Annotated in this window: 12 protein-coding genes and 2 pseudogenes; 7 read left to right on the top strand and 7 right to left on the bottom strand. The window is 73.5% G+C overall.

All coding sequences use genetic code 11. The annotated features are described in order from the left end of the window. Nucleotides 1-6: 6 nt before the first annotated feature. From AC07DA_RS24800 to AC07DA_RS24790, 3 genes and pseudogenes are all read right to left on the bottom strand, one after another. Nucleotides 7-666 (bottom strand): ATP-binding cassette domain-containing protein, encoded by a 660-nt coding sequence (locus AC07DA_RS24800; protein ID WP_479130392.1) that lies wholly within the window; start codon nucleotides 664-666, stop codon nucleotides 7-9. Then, nucleotides 663-3,449: pseudogene (locus AC07DA_RS24795) on the bottom strand (ABC transporter permease subunit). Before AC07DA_RS24795 ends, AC07DA_RS24800 begins: the two are co-directional and overlap by 4 nt. Continuing rightward, complete coding sequence (locus AC07DA_RS24790; protein ID WP_479130391.1) at nucleotides 3,449-3,934, bottom strand: hypothetical protein; 486 nt, start codon at nucleotides 3,932-3,934, stop codon at nucleotides 3,449-3,451. Before AC07DA_RS24790 ends, AC07DA_RS24795 begins: the two are co-directional and overlap by 1 nt. Before the next feature lie 154 nt (nucleotides 3,935-4,088). On the opposite strand from AC07DA_RS24790, the gene AC07DA_RS24785 reads away from it, so the two are divergent. From AC07DA_RS24785 to AC07DA_RS24775, 3 genes are read left to right on the top strand one after another with little or no spacing between them, the layout of a single operon-like run. Then, nucleotides 4,089-4,649, top strand: coding sequence for an MTB12 C-terminal domain-containing protein (locus tag AC07DA_RS24785; protein ID WP_479130390.1), 561 nt, complete (start codon nucleotides 4,089-4,091; stop codon nucleotides 4,647-4,649). Then, a complete protein-coding gene (locus tag AC07DA_RS24780) occupies nucleotides 4,624-5,913 on the top strand; it encodes an ABC transporter substrate-binding protein (protein WP_479130389.1) in 1,290 nt (429 codons plus the stop codon). Before AC07DA_RS24785 ends, AC07DA_RS24780 begins: the two co-directional genes overlap by 26 nt. Nucleotides 5,914-5,952: 39 nt before the next feature. Continuing rightward, nucleotides 5,953-6,993, top strand: coding sequence for a helix-turn-helix transcriptional regulator (locus AC07DA_RS24775; protein WP_479130388.1), 1,041 nt, complete (start codon nucleotides 5,953-5,955; stop codon nucleotides 6,991-6,993). On the opposite strand, the pseudogene ctaD reads toward AC07DA_RS24775, so the two are convergent. Next, a pseudogene (gene ctaD / locus AC07DA_RS24770) lies at nucleotides 6,992-8,563 on the bottom strand (aa3-type cytochrome oxidase subunit I); the annotation flags it as partial. The gene AC07DA_RS24775 and the pseudogene ctaD overlap by 2 nt on opposite strands. A 429-nt stretch (nucleotides 8,564-8,992) precedes the next feature. On the opposite strand from ctaD, the gene AC07DA_RS24765 reads away from it, so the two are divergent. Continuing rightward, complete coding sequence (locus tag AC07DA_RS24765) at nucleotides 8,993-9,202, top strand: I78 family peptidase inhibitor (RefSeq protein WP_479130387.1); 210 nt, start codon at nucleotides 8,993-8,995, stop codon at nucleotides 9,200-9,202. 73 nt (nucleotides 9,203-9,275) lie between these two features. Here the strand turns inward: AC07DA_RS24765 and AC07DA_RS24760 are convergent, their stop codons facing one another. Both AC07DA_RS24760 and AC07DA_RS24755 read right to left on the bottom strand, forming a co-directional pair. Continuing rightward, complete coding sequence (locus AC07DA_RS24760; protein ID WP_479130386.1) at nucleotides 9,276-10,271, bottom strand: phosphatase PAP2 family protein; 996 nt, start codon at nucleotides 10,269-10,271, stop codon at nucleotides 9,276-9,278. Nucleotides 10,272-10,498: 227 nt separating this feature from the next. Then, nucleotides 10,499-11,731, bottom strand: coding sequence for a glycosyltransferase family 39 protein (locus AC07DA_RS24755; RefSeq protein ID WP_479130385.1), 1,233 nt, complete (start codon nucleotides 11,729-11,731; stop codon nucleotides 10,499-10,501). 263 nt (nucleotides 11,732-11,994) lie between these two features. Between AC07DA_RS24755 and AC07DA_RS24750 the strand changes: the two genes are divergently transcribed. Together AC07DA_RS24750 and AC07DA_RS24745 are read left to right on the top strand one after the other, a co-directional pair. Next, nucleotides 11,995-13,596, top strand: coding sequence for an MFS transporter (locus AC07DA_RS24750; RefSeq protein ID WP_479130384.1), 1,602 nt, complete (start codon nucleotides 11,995-11,997; stop codon nucleotides 13,594-13,596). Between the two features lie 165 nt (nucleotides 13,597-13,761). Continuing rightward, nucleotides 13,762-14,952, top strand: a complete 1,191-nt coding sequence (locus tag AC07DA_RS24745; protein WP_479130422.1) for an acyl-CoA dehydrogenase family protein — start codon at nucleotides 13,762-13,764, stop codon at nucleotides 14,950-14,952. A gap of 54 nt (nucleotides 14,953-15,006) precedes the next feature. Here AC07DA_RS24745 and AC07DA_RS24740 read toward each other — a convergent pair whose 3' ends face one another. After that, nucleotides 15,007-15,444 carry a cell division protein SepF gene (locus tag AC07DA_RS24740; protein ID WP_311688586.1) on the bottom strand — a complete coding sequence of 146 codons (438 nt, stop codon included), beginning with the start codon at nucleotides 15,442-15,444 and terminating at the stop codon, nucleotides 15,007-15,009. Between the two features lie 290 nt (nucleotides 15,445-15,734). Here AC07DA_RS24740 and AC07DA_RS24735 point away from each other — a divergent pair, with 290 nt between their 5' ends. Then, entirely contained in the window at nucleotides 15,735-16,973 is a 1,239-nt protein-coding gene (locus AC07DA_RS24735) for a DUF5685 family protein (RefSeq protein ID WP_479130383.1), read from the top strand. Nucleotides 16,974-16,989 lie beyond the last annotated feature (16 nt).

Here is a 16,989-nt window from a genome sequence, read left to right as displayed (position 1 = left end):
GCCGGGTCAGCGCGTCAACTCGCCGACCTCACCGGCGAACACGACCGTCCCGCGGCGCAGTTCGTACACGAGCACGGGACCTTCCCGCAGCACCGGCCGCGCCCGCAGGGCGGGCGGCAGCCGCTGCTCAGCGACCACCACACACGCCCCCAGCGCGGTCAGCAGCTCGTACGTGCGGGCCGCCACCGCGGGCGACATGCCCTGGCCGGGCCCGTCGACGAGCACCACACGCGCGCGTGCCAGCAGCGCCCGGGACAGGGCGAGCATGCGCTGCTCCCCGCCGGAGAGCGTGCCGGCGCGCCGCTCCAGCAGGGGCCGCAGCTGCGGGTAGGCGTCGAGGGCCGTGCCGTGGTCGGGGGCGACCAGGTCGAGGTTCTCGCGGACGGTGAGCGAGCCGAACACCGCCCGCCGCTCGGGCACCAGGCACATCCCGCGCCGGGCCCGCTCGTACGCCGGAACGCGGGTCACGTCGGCGCCGTCCCACACCACCGCGCCGCCCGCCAGGGGCACCGTCCCGGCCAGGGCGCGCAGGGCGGTGGTCCGGCCGGACCCGTTGCGGCCCAGCAGCACGGTCAGGCCGGGCCCGGGGGCGGTGAGGGTGACGCCGTGCAGGGCCTCCAGCGGGCCGTAGCGCACGCGCGCGTGGCGCAGGGACACGGTGGTCATCGGCCGGCTCCCGTGCCCAGGGCGTCCAGCACGTGCCCGGGCGGGCCCGAGGCGACGATCCGGCCGGCGGCCATCACGTGGACGACGTCGGCGAGGCCCGCGACCAGGTCCAGGTCGTGCTCGACGACGAGCAGGGCGGTGCCGTCGGCGGCCAGGGCCTTCAGCACCCGGGCCAGGGCGTTCACCTCCGCGGTGTCCAGGCCGGCGGCGGGCTCGTCGAGCAGCAGCACGCGGGGGGCGCCCGCGAGGATCCGGGCGAGTTCGACGCGGCGCAGCGTCCCGGTGGGCAGTTGGGCGGCGGGCCGTGACCGTACCGGCCCGTCAAGACCGAGCAGCCGCAGGGTCCGCTCCACCGCGCCCGGATCGGCCACCCGGCCCTGCTCGGCACCCACCCGGACGTTCTCGGCCACCGTCAGCGAGGGGAAGACGGCCAGTTGCTGGAAGCTCCGCCCGACACCGAGCCGGGTGCGGGCGTGGGCCGGCAGCGCGGTGACGTCCCGTCCGCCGAGCAGCACCGCCCCGCGCGCGGGCCGCAGCGTCCCCGCCAGACAGTGGAACAAGGTGCTCTTCCCGGCCCCGTTGGGCCCGACGACCGCGGTGACCCGCCCGGGGAGGAGATCCAGGCCGACTCCGTCGAGAGCGGTGAATCCGCCGTAGCGGGCGTGCAGGCGGCGGGCGGTGAGGAGGGGGGAGGCGGGCAGACGCGGCCGGGTGGTGCGCGCGGGTGGGGCCGGGTGCGGGGGAGGGGCCGCCGAGCGCTCGGAAACGGCCTCGACCGCCGCCGGGGTCGTGGCCGGGCCCGGGCCCTTGGCCGGGCCTGGGCCCTCGGTCACCCCCGCGCCCTCGGTCGCCCCCAGGTCCCGCGCGGCGCGGGGTACGGCCGTCGCCCCGGACGGCAACGGGGTGCTGTGGGGGGAGCGTCGTGGCTCCGTCGGGCGGAGTCGTTCGCGTGCTCTGGCGCCCACCGGCGTCAACACCGGGGTGCGCCGCGGTCGCAGGCGTTCCGCCGCCGTGCGCAACGCCTCGTACGGGCCGCCCGGGAAGCGGCCCACCAGGACCGCCAGGACGCCGATCAGGGCCGCCGCGACCCCGCCGCGGGTGCCGGCGTCCAGGCCGACCAGGAGGGCCGCAGCGGCCAGCGCGCCGAGGGTGCTGTCCGCGCCCAGCACCACCACCGCGGCGAACCACAGCAGCCCCCGCACCGGGTCGTACGCCGCGGCGTCGAAGGCGCGCAGGCCCATGCCGAGCATGCCGCCGCCCAGCGCGGCGAGCGCGGCGCCCGCCACGAAGGCCAGCAGCTTCAGGGACGGCACCCGCACGCCCGCCGCCTGCGCCCCCGCCTCGTGGTCCCGCATCGCCGCGAGCGCCCGGCCCGTGCGGCCCCGGCGCAGCCCGTGCGCGGCCAGCAGCGCGACCGCCAGCAGGAGCAGTTCCAGGACGTAGTACGCCCGGTCCCCCTCGAAACCCGCGGGACGGCCGAGGGTCAGGCCCGACGTGGCCTACGGCTGGGCGAAGACGAAGCGGCTCACCCCCACGCCGACCGCGAACGTCGCCAGCGCCAGCGCCAGGCCCCGGCGGCCGATCGCCGGCCAGCCGGTGAGCAGACCCAGCGGCGCCACCAGCACGACCGCCACCGCGAGGGCCGCCAGCTCAGGCAGGCGCGGCAGCCCCGGGAAGCGGCCGGCCGCCAGCAGGGCGGTGAACAGCGCACCCAGTCCCGCGTACGCCGCCTGCCCCAGTGAGATCTGGCCGCCCCGCCCGGTCACCACGACCAGGGACAGCAGGATCACGGCCAGCGCCGGCACCTGCACCGAGGTGTGCAGGTCGCGGCCGGCCAGGCCCAGCGGCAGCAGGAACAGCATGCCCGCGACGATCCACGCGCCGGGCGGCGTCGGCACGCGCGCGCTCGCCGCGCGCGGCAGCGCGTCCCGCGCCCCGACGCCGGGCAGCACCAGTGCCGCGACCAGCAGCGCCACGACGAACAGGTTCGTGCCCGCCGCCTGGAGCAGCGGCTCGGCCCAGCCCGGCGGGTGCAGCCGTGTCAACTGGCTCTGGAGCACCCCGATGCCCAGGGCCACCACCACCGCGACCGGCAGACTGCGCATCCGCGCGGCCACCGCGACCGCCACGACCTCCATCACCAGCAGCGGCAGCCCGTACGGGTCGAGCCGCACGTACGGCGCGAGCAGCACGCCCGTCAGACCCGCCGTGAAGGAGCCGAACGCCCAGCCCGCCGCCGCGACCCGGTCCGCGTCGACGCCGCCCAGCACGGCGAGCCGCCGGTCGTCGACCACCGCCCGCAGCTCACGCCCGAACCGCGTCCGGCGCCCCACCACGGCGACCCCGGCCGCCAGCACCAGCACCACCGCCAACTGCCCCCACGGCTCGTCCGGCACCAGTTCCGGCGCGTCATCGCGGGCTCCCTGCCCCCACAGCAGTGCCGCGCCCCCCACCAGCAGCACGAACACGCCGATGGACGCCACCAGCGTCCGCGCCGGGTCCGAGCCCAGGACCGACAGGGGCCGGAAGACGAACCGCTCCAGCGCCACCCCCAGCCCCGGAGCCAGCACCAGCAGGGTCGCCGCGGCACCGAGCCACAGCGGCCAGCCCCACCCGACCACGCACTGGCGCAGCACGTAGGCGCACACCATCGCGATCGCGCCGTGCGCGAAGTTCAGCACGCCGGTCGCGCGGTACGTCACGATCAGGCCGATCCCGGTGAGCGCCGCCGCGCTGCCGACCGAGAGGCCGGCCAGGGTGAGGTCGTACGTCAGCGAGGACATCAGCCGGTTTCTTCGGCCGGCTCGCAGATCGGGCAGGGCCCCAGCTCACCGCTCGCGATCAGCCTGGCGTCCACCGGGACCGCCTCGGCCTTCCCCGCGACCAGCGGGCAGTCCGCGCGGTGCCACAGCGTGCCGCCCGGCACCATCAGCAGCTCGCCGCTGACCGCGAGCGGCCCGGGCACCGGCTGTCCGGCCCCGGTCCCCGCGCGCTCCTCGTCGGGCCCGGCCGCCACCAGCAGGCCGTAGAGCTCCTCCACCCGCGCGGCGGCCATCGCGCCCCGGCCGTGGGCCAGCAGCACCGCCCCGGCCACGATCAGCGCCGCGCCGGGGACCGTGCAGGAGGCGAGGTAGGGCAGCTGCCGTTCGGCGTACCGCTCGCCGGAGATCCCGTACCAGCCGACGACGCACAGCACCGCACCGGCGGCCAGCGCGGCCCAGCCGGCCCACAGGACGGGGTGCACGGTGCGCAGTCGGCTCGTCCGCATCACTTGGATCACTGGCTCCCACACGTCGGTTACGGCTGTGCGCGTGTCTGGCTGCCTGTTCAAGTCCGCCGATCGCTTGCACTATGCCCTGTGGAAGCTGACCCTGAAAGCACCGGGCGCGCATGGCCCGGACCGACACCCGGTGGTGAGCCAGATGGTTCTCGGCAGCGACCTCAAGCGGGGGAACGCGACGGGGGGTCCGCGCACCGCGGGACGGGGCACGGCCGTCGCGGCCGCCCTGCTCCTGGCCCTCGCCCCGGCCCTGGCGGCCTGCGGTGACGACAGCGGCGGCGGCGACGCCACGCCCCCCACACCCACGGCGGAGCGGACCACGAGCGCTCCCGCCAGCGCACCGGCCGACCGGGCCGCGGCGGAGGCGGAGATCAGACAGAACTGGCAGAAGTTCTTCGACCCGGAGACCTCGACCGAGGACAAGCAGGCCGTCCTGGAGAACGGCGACCGGATGGCACCCATGCTGCGGGCCTTCAGCGGTGACGAGCGCGGCGGGCAGGTCCAGGCGCGCGTCGGCGCGGTCGAGTTCACCTCGGCGACCGGGGCGGACGTGACGTACACGCTCACCCTGAAGGGCGCCACCGCCCTGCCGGACGCCAAGGGCACGGCCGTCGAGCAGGACGGCACCTGGAAGGTGTCGGTCAAGACCCTGTGCTCGCTGGTGCAGCTGAGCGGCAATGGGTCGCCGGTCCCGGGCTGTTGAGGCGCTCGCCGCGGTACTGCTGCTCGCCCTGAGCGCGGCCTGCGGCAGCCGCCTCCCGGAGAGCGACTTCACCCGCGACGACCGCACGCCCGCGCCGTCCCGGGCCGCCCCGCCCCTCCGAGTCGGCATCATCACCAGCGCCACCAGCCCGGTCGGCGGCAGCGCCTTCACCGGCCCGCGCGACGGCGCCAGGGCCTACTTCGACCGGCTCAACGCGCGCGGCGGCATCGACGGGCGCCGGGTCGAGGTGCGCCTGTGCGACGACGGCGGCAGCGGTGTCGGCAACAACGAGTGCGTCGACCGGCTCGTCGGGCAGGAGAAGGTCCTCGCCCTGGTCGCCACCACCGCCCTCGACTACGCCGGCGCCTCCCGCGTCTCCCGCGCGCGGGTGCCCGACATCGGCGGCCAGCCCATCGGCAGCGCCTACGACACCTACCCGCACCTCTACGGCATCTACGGCAGCCTCGCGCCCCGCGACGGCACCACCGGCTGGGACGGGAAGCTGTACGGCGGCACCGAGGTCTACCGCTACTTCAAGCGCGAGCACGGCGCCCGCACCGCCGCCGTCGTCTCCTACAACCAGTCCGCCTCGGCCGCCTACGCCCGGCTCGTCGAGCGCGGCCTGCGCGCCGAGGGCTACCGGGTCGTCACCGAGCAGGTCGACTTCGCCCTGCCCAACTTCCGCGCCGTGGCGGCCGACCTGAAGGAGCAGGGGGCCGACCTGGTGTTCGACGCCATCGACGGGCACGGCAACGCCCGCCTGTGCCGGGCCATGGACGAGGTCGGCGCCGACGTCACCGCCAAGGTCACCAACGTGCAGAACTGGACGTCCGCCGTCCCCGGCGCCTACGCGGACGCCCCGCGCTGCCGCAACGCCCTGTGGGCCACCGGCGCCAGCCGCAACTTCGAGGACACCGGCCACCCGGCCGTACAGGAGTTCCGCGAGGCGACGAAGGACCTGAAGACGCACGGGCAGTGGCAGCTGGAGGGCTGGGCGGCCGCGCGCTGGTTCACCGACGCCGCGCGGTCCTGCGCGAGGACGGGCATCACGCGCGCGTGCCTCGACGCCTGGATGGACCGCAGCCGCGGCTACACCGCCGGCGGACTGCTCCTGCCCGTCGGCTTCGCCCGGCTGCCCGACCCGCCGCGGACCAGGAACACCTGCCTGTCCGTCGCCCGCTGGCGGGACGGGAAGGGCTGGGTCGCCCAGGGCGACATGAACCGCACCTGCTTCACCGTCCCGCAACTGGCCTACACGCCTTGAGGACAGTGGCTGTCCGCAAGGACTGGCAGACTCGCCCCCATGTTGGAGACCTCGGCACGCCTGCTGCGTCTGCTGTCCCTGCTCCAGGCCCACCGCGAGTGGTCCGGCGCCGACCTCGCCGACCGGCTCGGCGTCAGCGCCCGCACCCTGCGCCGGGACGTCGACCGGCTCCGCGAACTCGGCTACCCGGTCAACGCCAGCCCCGGCACCGGCGGCGGCTACCAGCTCGGCGCGGGCGCCCAGCTCCCGCCGCTCCTCCTCGACGACGACGAGGCCGTCGCCGTGGCGGTCGGACTGCGCACCGCCGCCGGACAGGGCATCGAGGGCATCGGCGAGACCTCGGTGCGGGCCCTGGCCAAGCTGGAGCAGGTGCTGCCCAACCGGCTGCGCCACCGGGTGAGCGCCCTGAACGCCGTCACCGTGCCGATGCTGCGCGGCTCGCTGCCCTCCTCCGTCGACCCGGCCGTGCTCACCGAACTCGCCCACCTGTGCCGGGACGCCGAACGGCTCCGCTTCGCGTACCGGGGCCACGACGGCACCGAGTCGCGCCGCAGCGTCGAACCGCACCGGCTGGTGTGCACCGAGCGCCGCTGGTACCTGGTCGCCTGGGACCTCGACCGGGAGGACTGGCGCACCTTCCGCGTCGACCGCATCACCCCGAGACCGCCGCACGGCCCGCGCTTCGTCCCCCGCGAGCCGCCCGCCGAGGACCTGGCCGCCTACGTCTCCCAGGGCGTCTCCACGCGCGTGTACGCCACCCACGCCGTCGTCCGGCTGCTGGCGCCCCTGGAGGAGGCCGCCGCGCACATCTCGCCCTCCGCCGGGGTGCTGGAGGCCGAGGGCCCGGACACCTGCCTGCTGCGCTGCGGGGCCGGCAGCCTCGACGTGATGGTCATCCACGTCGTCATGCTGGGCTTCGAGTTCGAGGTGCTGGAGCCGGTCGGGCTGGTCGACGCGATCAGGAGGACGCGCGACCGGCTTGATGGGGCTCTGGCTCGGGCTGCGCAGTCACCGCCGCGTACCGCGGGTGGTGCAGGTCGAACGCCGGCGACTCCGACCGGATCCGGGGCAGCGTCGTGAAGTTGTGCCGCGGCGGCGGGCAGGAGGTGGCCCACTCCAGCGAACGGCCGTAGCCCCACGGGTCGTCGACCTCGACCCTCGCGCCGTACCTGGCCGTCTTCCAGACGTTGTGGAGGAACGGCAGCGTCGACGCGCCGAGCAGGAAGGCGCCGATCGTCGAGACCGTGTTCAGCGCCGTGAAGCCGTCCGCCGCGAGGTAGTCGGCGTACCGGCGCGGCATGCCCTCGGCGCCCAGCCAGTGCTGCACCAGGAACGTGGTGTGGAAGCCGGTGAACAGCGTCCAGAAGTGGATCTTGCCGAGCCGCTCGTCGAGCAGCTTTCCGGTGAACTTGGGCCACCAGAAGTAGAACCCGGCGAAGATCGCGAAGACGACCGTGCCGAAGACGACGTAGTGGAAGTGCGCGACCACGAAGTACGTGTCCGTCACGTGGAAGTCCAGCGGCGGCGACGCCAGGATCACCCCGGTCAGCCCGCCGAACAGGAACGTCACCAGGAAGCCCGTCGCCCACAGCATCGGCGTCTCGAACGACAGCGAGCCCTTCAGCATGGTGCCGGTCCAGTTGAAGATCTTCACGCCCGTCGGCACCGCGATGAGGAAGCTCATGAAGGAGAAGAAGGGCAGCAGCACCGCGCCGGTGGCGAACATGTGGTGCGCCCACACGATCAGCGACAGGCCGGTGATCGCCATCGTCGCCCCGACCAGCGTCAGGTAGCCGAACAGCGGTTTGCGGCTGAAGACCGGGATGATCTCCGTGATGATGCCGAAGAACGGCAGCGCGATGATGTACACCTCGGGATGGCCGAAGAACCAGAACAGGTGCTGCCACAGGATCGCCCCGCCGTTGGCCGCGTCGAAGACCTGCGAACCGAACCGCCGGTCCGCCTCCAGCACCAGCAGCGCCGCCGCCAGCACCGGGAACGCCAGCAGGATCAGGATCGACGTGAACAGCGTGTTCCAGGTGAAGATCGGCATCCGGAACATCGTCATGCCCGGGGCGCGCATCCCGATGATCGTGGTGATGAAGTTGACCGCGCCGAGGATCGTGCCGAAGCCCGACAGCGCCAGCCCCATGATCCACAGGTCGGCCCCGATGCCCGGCGTGCGCTCCGCGCTGTTGAGCGGGGCGTAGGCGGTCCAGCCGAAGTCCGCAGGCCCGGAGGGCACCAGCAGGGACCCGAGCACCATCAGCCCGCCGAACAGGAACAGCCAGTACGAGAGCATGTTCAGCCGCGGGAAGGCGACGTCGGGCGCGCCGATCTGCAGCGGCATCAGCTCGTTGGCGAACCCCGCGAAGGTCGGGGTGGCGAACAGCAGCAGCATGATCGTGCCGTGCATGGTGAACAGCTGGTTGAACTGCTGGTTGTCGACGACCTGGAGCCCGGGGCGGGCCAGTTCGGCCCGCATCACCAACGCCATCACACCGGCGACCAGGAAGAACGCGAACGCCGTGATCAGGTAGAGGTGGCCGATCTTCTTGTGGTCCGTCGTCGTGAGCCAGTCGACCACCACCCGGCCGTGCCGCGTCCGCTGCTCGGGCGGCACCGTCGCCGGTACGGTCTGCGTCCCCATCGCTCGCTCGCCCCTTCGCTCCTCGCGTGCCGGTCCGCCACGGCCCGCGCCTCATGTACCCGCGGGCCCACGCCATGATGCTCGCGTCACCGGGCGCCCGGACAGGGGGCATACCGGCCCCTTCCGCGCCGGGCCACGGCAATTCCGTGCGCAGTCGGCCTTGTCCGGCCGGTCCGTCACCGGAATGGAAGCAGGCCCCGGGCGCACTTCTCCCGGGTTCTTTCCGGCGGCCTTTTCCAGGAGCTCACCGAGCGCGCGGGAATTGCGATCCCATGCCGCGGAAGGCCTGCGGAACCCCTCGTCCGTGTGACCGGCACGGCCCGAAACGCCTGTCGTGATCTTGTGACAGAAGCGTGACCGGGAGCGGACAGTGACCAGCGGTGCGGGCCCGGGCTTCCGCGCCCGGCGGGCAGGACATAGCGTGGCGCCATGCCACCGACACCTTCCGCGGAACCCGACGACAGCCCAGACGCCTATGTCGGCCTGGAGGCCGGCCGGGCCGAACGCCTCGCGCGCGAGCGCGGCTGGCCCACGGTGCGTTCCCTGCCACCGGGGGCGATCATCACCATGGAGTACCGGGCGGGCCGGCTGAACTTCGAGGTCAAGGGCGGCCTGGTCGCCCGGGCCTGGAAGGGCTGAGACCCGGCGAAGGCCCCGGTTCCGTGTGGAACCGGGGCCTTCGTGCTGCCGGTCGGGTGCGTCCCAGGCCGGGTCAGCCGCCCGTCAGGGGGCGGGCCGAGGAGGTGGAGCCGCGCGGGTGCCGCTCCGGGTGGGGCGGGCGGCGGCTGCCGGCCGGGGTGGTCGGCGTGCGCTCCGAGCGGGCCGTGTGCGGGCCCGGCGCCAGGTAGACCGGGGCCCGGGAGACCCGCGCCGGTACGTCGTCCCGGTCGACGGGCAGGGGCGTGACCACCACGGTCGGCGCGCTGACCGGCGTGGTCCGGGCGCCGTCGCGGCGGTCCCGCCAGCGGTCGCGCAGAGCGAGGAGCCGGGCCTCGGAGCGGGCGATCAGCGGCTCGAACCAGGGCAGGGCCAGCAGGATCAGCAGGCCCGCGGCCCAGCCGAGCAGCACATCGCTCAGCCAGTGCGTACCGAGGTAGACGGTGGCCATGCCGACGCCGAGCGAGGTCACGGCGGACAGGGCGGACAGCCAGCGGCGCGCTCTGGGGGTGGAGGCCATGTAGGCCAGGATTCCCCAGGTCACCACGGCGTTGGCGGTGTGACCGCTCGGAAATATATCGCCGCCGCGCCACATCTCGTTCGAGCCGATCACCGTCGCGTAGTGCGGGCCAAGGCGGCCCATGCCGTACTTCGCCGCGCCGACCGTGACGTTCAGCAGCAGCAGGGAGACGCCGAGGGCGAGCAGGGGTCGCAGGGTGTGCTGCCGCCAGGAGCGCCAGCCCAGCCAGGCCGCGACCATCACGGCGGTCGGGCCGCGCTGGCCGAGCACCACGTAGTAGTCGACGAACCAGTGGATCTCCGACCACTGCTGGTACGGCCGGAAGAACATCACCTGCCAGTCGAGGCGGACCAGCCAGGACGTGATCACCACGGCCCACACGATGGCGCCGTAGAAGGCGAGCGTCGCCGCGAAGAGCACGATGCGGTGCCTGCTCATCTTCGGCACATCGATGTGGGCCGGTCGTTCCGGCTCACGGTCCAGCCGGGCGAACACCCGGTCCAGACGGGTGAGCTTCGGTTCGGTACGCACCCAATCGACGTTACAGCGAGTGAGCTCGGAACCCGGTCGAATCAACGGCTTTGTGATGACGATGTGATGTGGGATTCCTCTCAGGAGCAGGTTTATTTCCAGCGAATCTACAATCGTCCGGCGCTACGGCCTTCAATTCCTTTGATCATTCCGGAGCCGGGTTTTATTGCCCTTTTGAATTCGTTCACCGGGTGATGGGCCGGATTTCCCCCGGCGCTCACAGCGGGTCAGGGCGGACCGGAGCCGTTCAGCCAGAACGCCCCGTACGCCGACGAGGCGACGGCGACGACCCCCAGAACCCACGCTGACCTGCGCGTACGGCGCCCCGCCAGGCTTCGGGCGAGGGGCAGCAGGAGGGGGAAGGCGGGCATCAGCAGCCGCGGTTTCGAGCCGAAGTAGCTCGACGCGCACAGGGCGAGCGCGACGACGACGCCGGTGTAGACCAGCAGCGGAAGCGGCTGCCGCTGACGCACTCCGACCCCGTACAGCCAGACGACTGACGCGACCCCGAGGACCAGCCCCGCACCGGCGAGCGCCGAGGGGAACGACGCGAACTTCTCGGCGACGAACCGGGCGAAGGCGTAACCGCCGTCGAAGCCGTTGCGCCACCCCGCCTGCACGTCGAGATAACCGAGCGGGCCCTTGCCCGTGCGGTGGCCGACCCAGAGCACATAGCCGGCGGTGCCGAGGGGAGCGAGGAGCATGCCGAGGACGCGACGGGCCCGGGAGGCCGCCGGGGCCGGCCCACCGTGTGCCGCGGCCGCGCGCTCTTCCTCCACCGGGGCCGGGCGCCCCTCCCGCCGGACAGCGGTCGCGCGCCGCTCCGCGAGGAAGGAGGCGAGCGCCGCCACCCACACGGCGGCGACGACCGCCGTCCCCACCGGCCGGGTCAGCCCGGCCAGCGAGGCCAGCGCGCCCGCCGTCACCCAGCGGCCGGTCAGCACCGCGTACAGGGACCACGCGGCGAGCGCCGTGAACAGCGACTCGCTGTACGCCATCGACTGCACGATCCCGACGGGCAGCACGGCCCACAGCAGCACCGCGCACACCCCCGCCCGGCGCCCGTACACCCGCTCCGCCACCGCGAAGATCCCCCACGCCGCGGCGAGCGAGGCCAGCGCGCCGACGAGGAACCCCCCGTCCGCGTACGACAGCGGCGACACCGCGGCCACCAGCCGCTCCAGCCAGGGCAGCAGCGGGAAGAACGCCAGGTTCGAGTGCACGTCCCCGTTCGGCAGACGCACCTCGTAGCCGTACCCCAGCTCGGCGACCCTGACGTACCAGAGCGCGTCCCAGCGGGCCGTCAGCAGCGTGTACGCGTTCTCGTCCCGCGCCGCACTCCAGACGAACAGGACGAGCAGACCCAGGGCGCGGACGGCCGCGTAGCCGAGCAGCGCCGGAGCCGCCCGGCGCAGCGCCCCGGCGCGGTACGGGGCCGCACGCGTCTCAAGATCGGTCACGGGCCCGATTATCGGCCGCGGCGGGAACCGGCCGGCCGGCCGGGGGCGTGCTCGACGGAGAGGACAGTGGTGTACGCCACATGTTTGCGCCTGAAGTGTGAGAGGTCCGCCACTAGGCACCGGCGCGGACTCGCGTACGCTGACGTGTCACTCGCTTTTCGTTTGCGCGGGCCGGGGACCACCGCTCCTCTCCGGCCGAGTCGCGGGGGCGTCCCCCACCCCGCGAGCCCGCCGATCGCGAGGAACATCTTGGAGGTACGTACATGTCCGGGACGACCACGGCCGCCGCCGCGCTGCGCCGTCGGGCGGCCGGGGCCGGTGCCAACCGCTGGGTGGTTCTGGTCGTCCTCTGCGTCAGCCTGCTGCTGGTCGCCGTCGACGCCACCGTGCTGCACGTGGCGGTCCCCGCCGTCACCGAGGACCTCCGGCCCGGCGGCATGGAGCTGCTCTGGATCGTCGACGTCTACCCACTGGTCTGCGCCTCGCTGCTGATCCTCTTCGGCACGCTGGGCGACCGCGTCGGCCGCAGGCGGATCCTGCTCCTCGGGTACGCCCTGTTCGGCGTCGCCTCGGGGCTCGCGGCCCTGGCCGACAGCGCCCAGGTGCTGATCGTGGCGCGGGCGTTGCTCGGCGTCGGCGGCGCGATGATCATGCCCGCGACGCTGTCGATCCTGCGGCAGGTCTTCCCCGACCGGCGCGAACGGGCGCTCGCGATCGGTGTCTGGAGCGCCGTGGCCGCGGTCGGCGCGGCGGTCGGGCCGCTGCTCGGCGGCTTCCTGCTGGAGCACTTCTGGTGGGGCTCGGTCTTCCTCGTCAACATCCCGTTGATGCTGGTCAGTCTCCCGGTGGGCCGTCTGCTGCTGCCCGAGTCGAAGGGCGAGCGCGACGGGCCCTGGGACGTGGTCGGCGCGCTGATGGCGGCGGCCGGGCTGTTCGGCGTGGTCCTGGGCGTCAAACGGCTCGGGAGCGGGGAGTCGGTGGGGAGCCCGCTCACCGTGCTGCCGCTGGTGGCGGGCGCGGGGCTGCTGGTCGCCTTCGTACGGCGGCAGCGGCGGCGGAGGCATCCGCTGGTCGACCTCACGATGTTCGCGCGGCCGGCCTTCAGCACGTCGGTCGGGTGCATCGTGCTGGCCATGCTCGCGCTGGTGGGGCTGGAACTGATCGCCGCGCAGTACCTGCAACTGGTCCTCGGGCTGTCGCCGCTGGAGACGGGCCTGCGGTTGCTGCCGCTGACGTTCGCGGCGATGGCGGCCGGGCTGGCCGGGGCGCGGATGCTGCGGCGGTTCGGGCCGCGGCGCATGGTGTGCACCGGGTTCTGCCTGACGGCGTTCGCGGTGGTGCTGCTCACGGCGCTGGGGCGCACCGACGACTGTGCGCTGATGCTGGGCGGGTTCGTGCTGCTGGGCTTCGGGCTGGAGACGACGCTGTTCGGGGCGTACGAGTCGATGCTGAGCGAGGCCCCGCCGGAGCAGGCCGGCGGGGCGGCGGCGATCGGGGAGACGTCGTACCAGCTGGGGGCGGGGATCGGGATCGCCCTGCTGGGCACGGTGATGAACGCGGCGTACGCGCCGGGGTTGTCGGGTGTGCCGGGCGTTCCGGAGTCGGCTTCGTCGGCGGCGGCGCATTCGCTGGGGGAGGCGTACGAGGTCGCCGCGCAGCTGGGCGGGGCGGCCGGGGTCGCCCTGCGGCACGCCGCGCGGGACGCGTTCGTGCACGGACTGCATGTGACGTTGCTGGTCAGTGCCGGGTTGTTGCTGCTCGGGGCGGTGATGGCGTTGCGGTTGCCGCGGACCATGCAGTGTGAGACGGGGCCGGTGGAGGTGCCCGCACCGAGGGACTCGGCGGAGTCGCGCGTCTCGGTGTGACGCCCCCGTCGCCCGACCGCGCGCCGCCCGTGGCGCCGGCGGCTGGGCCGGGCCGCGGGCCGTCCTCGTCTCGCAGTCGGCGGGTACGGGTGGTGCGCGGGCGGGCCGAGGTCGTAGCGTCTTGGCTAGCGGTGCTAGTTAAAGAGACTCGGAGGGATGTCGATCATGTCCGGTTCGTCCAAGCTGCCTCCCTTCGACCCCGCCGATCCCCTCGGCCTGGACGACCTGCTGGAGCCGGAGGACCTCGGGGTCAGGGACACCGTGCGGTCCTGGGCCGCGGACCGGGTGCTGCCGTACGTCGCCGAGTGGTACGAGACGGGCGAGCTGCCGGGGATCAGGGAGCTGGCCCGGGAACTCGGGAGCATCGGCGCCCTCGGCATGTCCCTGGAGGGCTACGGGTGCGCCGGCGCGAGTGCCGTGCAGTACGGCCTGGCCTGCCTGGAGCTGGAGGCCGCCGACTCCGGCATCCGCTCCCTCGTCTCCGTGCAGGGCTCCCTCGCCATGTACGCCATCCACCGCTTCGGCAGCGAGGAGCAGAAGCGGCACTGGCTGCCCCGCATGGCCGCCGGCGAGGTCATCGGCTGCTTCGGCCTCACCGAGCCGGACCATGGCTCCGACCCCGCCTCGATGCGGACGTACGCCAAGCGCGACGGCACGGACTGGGTCCTCAACGGCCGCAAGATGTGGATCACCAACGGCTCGGTCGCCGGGGTGGCCGTCGTGTGGGCCCGGACGGACGACGGGATCCGCGGGTTCGCCGTGCCCACCGACAGCCGCGGCTTTTCCGCGCCGGAGATCAAGCACAAGTGGTCGCTGCGCGCCTCCGTCACCAGCGAACTCGTCATGGACGACGTCCGGCTGCCCGCCGACGCCGTCCTGCCGGACGTCACCGGCCTGCGCGGACCGCTCAGCTGCCTGTCGCACGCGCGGTACGGGATCGTGTGGGGCGCCATGGGCGCGGCCCGCAGCTGTTTCGAGGCGGCGGTCGACTACGCCAAGTCACGGGAGCAGTTCGGCCGGCCCATCGGCGGCTTCCAGCTCACCCAGGCCAAACTCGCCGACATGGCGGTGGAACTGCACAAGGGGATTCTGCTCGCCCACCATCTGGGGCGGCGCATGGACGCCGGCCGCCTGCGTCCGGAGCAGGTCAGCTTCGGCAAGCTCAACAACGTGCGCGAGGCGATCGAGATCTGCCGCACGGCCCGCACGATTCTCGGGGCCAACGGCATCTCCCTGGAATATCCCGTCATGCGGCACGCGACGAACCTGGAGTCGGTGCTCACCTACGAGGGCACCGTCGAGATGCACCAGCTCGTGCTGGGCAAGGCGCTCACCGGACTCGACGCCTTCCGGTAGCCCCGGTCCGGTCCAGCCCGCCAGGGGGGGGCAGGGCCGGTGAGCGGCCCTGCCCTAGCTCTGGTTGAAGAAGCCGTCCGCGCGGTGTGCGGCCGGGTCGCCGTTCACGATCTCCGTGTGGGCGGGGGTCAGCAGGAACACCCGGGTCGACACTCTCTCGATCGACCCGCGCAGGCCGAAGATGAGCCCGGCCGCGAAGTCGACCACGCGCTTGGCGTCGGCGGCCTCCATGGCCGTGAGGTTCATGATGACCGGCACGCCCTCGCGGAACAGCTCGCCGATCGCCCGGGCGTCCCGGAAGCTGTCCGGGGTCACCGTGCCGATGCGGCGGCCCTTCTCCTCGGCGACGTCCGAGGCCACCTTGACGCGCGGATCTGTGACCCAGGCCTCCCCGGGCTCGGTCCCGTCGGAGTAGTCGTCGTCGTAGTAACGCTCGTCTTCGTTGTCGTCGACGAGGCCAAGCCAGGCACTTGCCTTGCGTACCGATCCCATGGACGCCTCCTCTCACAGCGGTCTTTCTGCTTTCCGCATCCCTATGGTCGTCCATGATGCGGATGGCGCGCCAAGTGGATAGACGCCGCGCGGGGGGTTTGTGACGGTACTGGTGCACAGCGAATCCGTCGAGAGTCCGTATGTCCCAAGGGTCGTTTCCCAAACGGCTGCTGACTGTGAGTGAAATATGATTCTTCTCGGCGTCCGGGTGACGGCCGGGGCGTACGGGTGAATGCGCGGGCCGATACGATGCCGCAGCTCAGCGTCGCAACGAAGCCCGGGGGAGCGCCGTGTTCGGAATCGTCAGGCCCTGCAGACACCATCTCGGGGAGAAGCTCACCAGTCAGTGGATGGCGCATTTGTGCGGACTGTGTCTCGCGCTGCGCGGAGATCACGGGCAGTTCGCCCGTGTCGTAACGAACTATGACGGGCTTCTCATATCGGTTTTGACGGAGGCTCAGGCCGGCCTGCCCGGCGCCACGCGGCGTACGGCCGGGCCGTGCCCGCTGCGCGGGATGCGCACCGCCTCCGTCGCGCACGGGGAGGGTGCGCGGCTCGCCGCAGCCGTCTCGCTGGTGCTGGCCTCCGCCAAGGTGCGCGACCACGTCGCCGACGGTGACGGGCTGCTCGCCCGCGCGCCGGTCGCGCGTGCCGCGCGCCGGGTCGCCGCGGGCTGGGACCGGGCCGGGGCGCGCAGCGGTTCCGCCGTCGGCTTCGACACCGCCGTGCTCGTCGACGCCGTGGACCGACAGGGCGGGATCGAGGCGCTCGCCGGGCCCGGGACGCCGCTGCCGACGGTCACCGAACCGACCGAGACGGCGACCGCCGCCGCCTTCGCGCACACGGCCGTCCTCGCCGGCCGGCCGCACAACGCCGGGCCGCTCGCGGAGGCCGGGCGCCTCTTCGGGCGTCTCGCCCACCTCCTGGACGCCGTGGAGGACCTGCACGCTGACGCCGCGTCAGGCGCCTGGAACCCGATCGCCGCGACCGGCACGCCCCTGCCGGAGGTCCGGCGGCTCGCCGAGGACGCGCTCCACGGAGTGCGGCTCGCGCTGCGCGACGCCGAGTTCGCCGACCCGAAGCTCGTGCACCTGCTGCTCGTGCACGAACTGCGGCGTTCCGTGGACCGCGCGTTCGGCACGGTGCCGGTGTGCGCCTCACACCAGGGTGGCGGACCGTACGGCGGGCAACCGCAGGGGCCTCACGGGCAGCAAGGGCCCTACGGCTCTCCGCAGCACCCTTATGCGGGCGGCGGCAACCCGTACGCCGGCGGGGGAGGAGCGTACGGCGGTGACGGCTCCGGCGGGGGCGGTTTCGGTGGAGGCGGTTTTGGTGGGGGTGCTCCGGGGCCCCGGCCGCCGCGGCGCGGGTTCTGGGCCGGCTGCGGGATGTTCTGGCTGCTGTGCTGCACCTGCAAGCTGTGCTGCGCCAAGGAGTACGAGGGACCGTGGTCCCGGAAGAGGCGCGAGGGCTGCTGCCGGGACTGCGACTGCGACGGGTGCGACTGCTGCTGCCCCTGCGACGGCTGACCCGTCCCGTGTGACA

This window comes from Streptomyces sp. NPDC044921 (assembly GCF_056432865.1).
The sequence above is the reverse complement of the archived record's forward strand: the minus strand, read 5'-3'. Positions and strand labels throughout refer to the sequence as shown.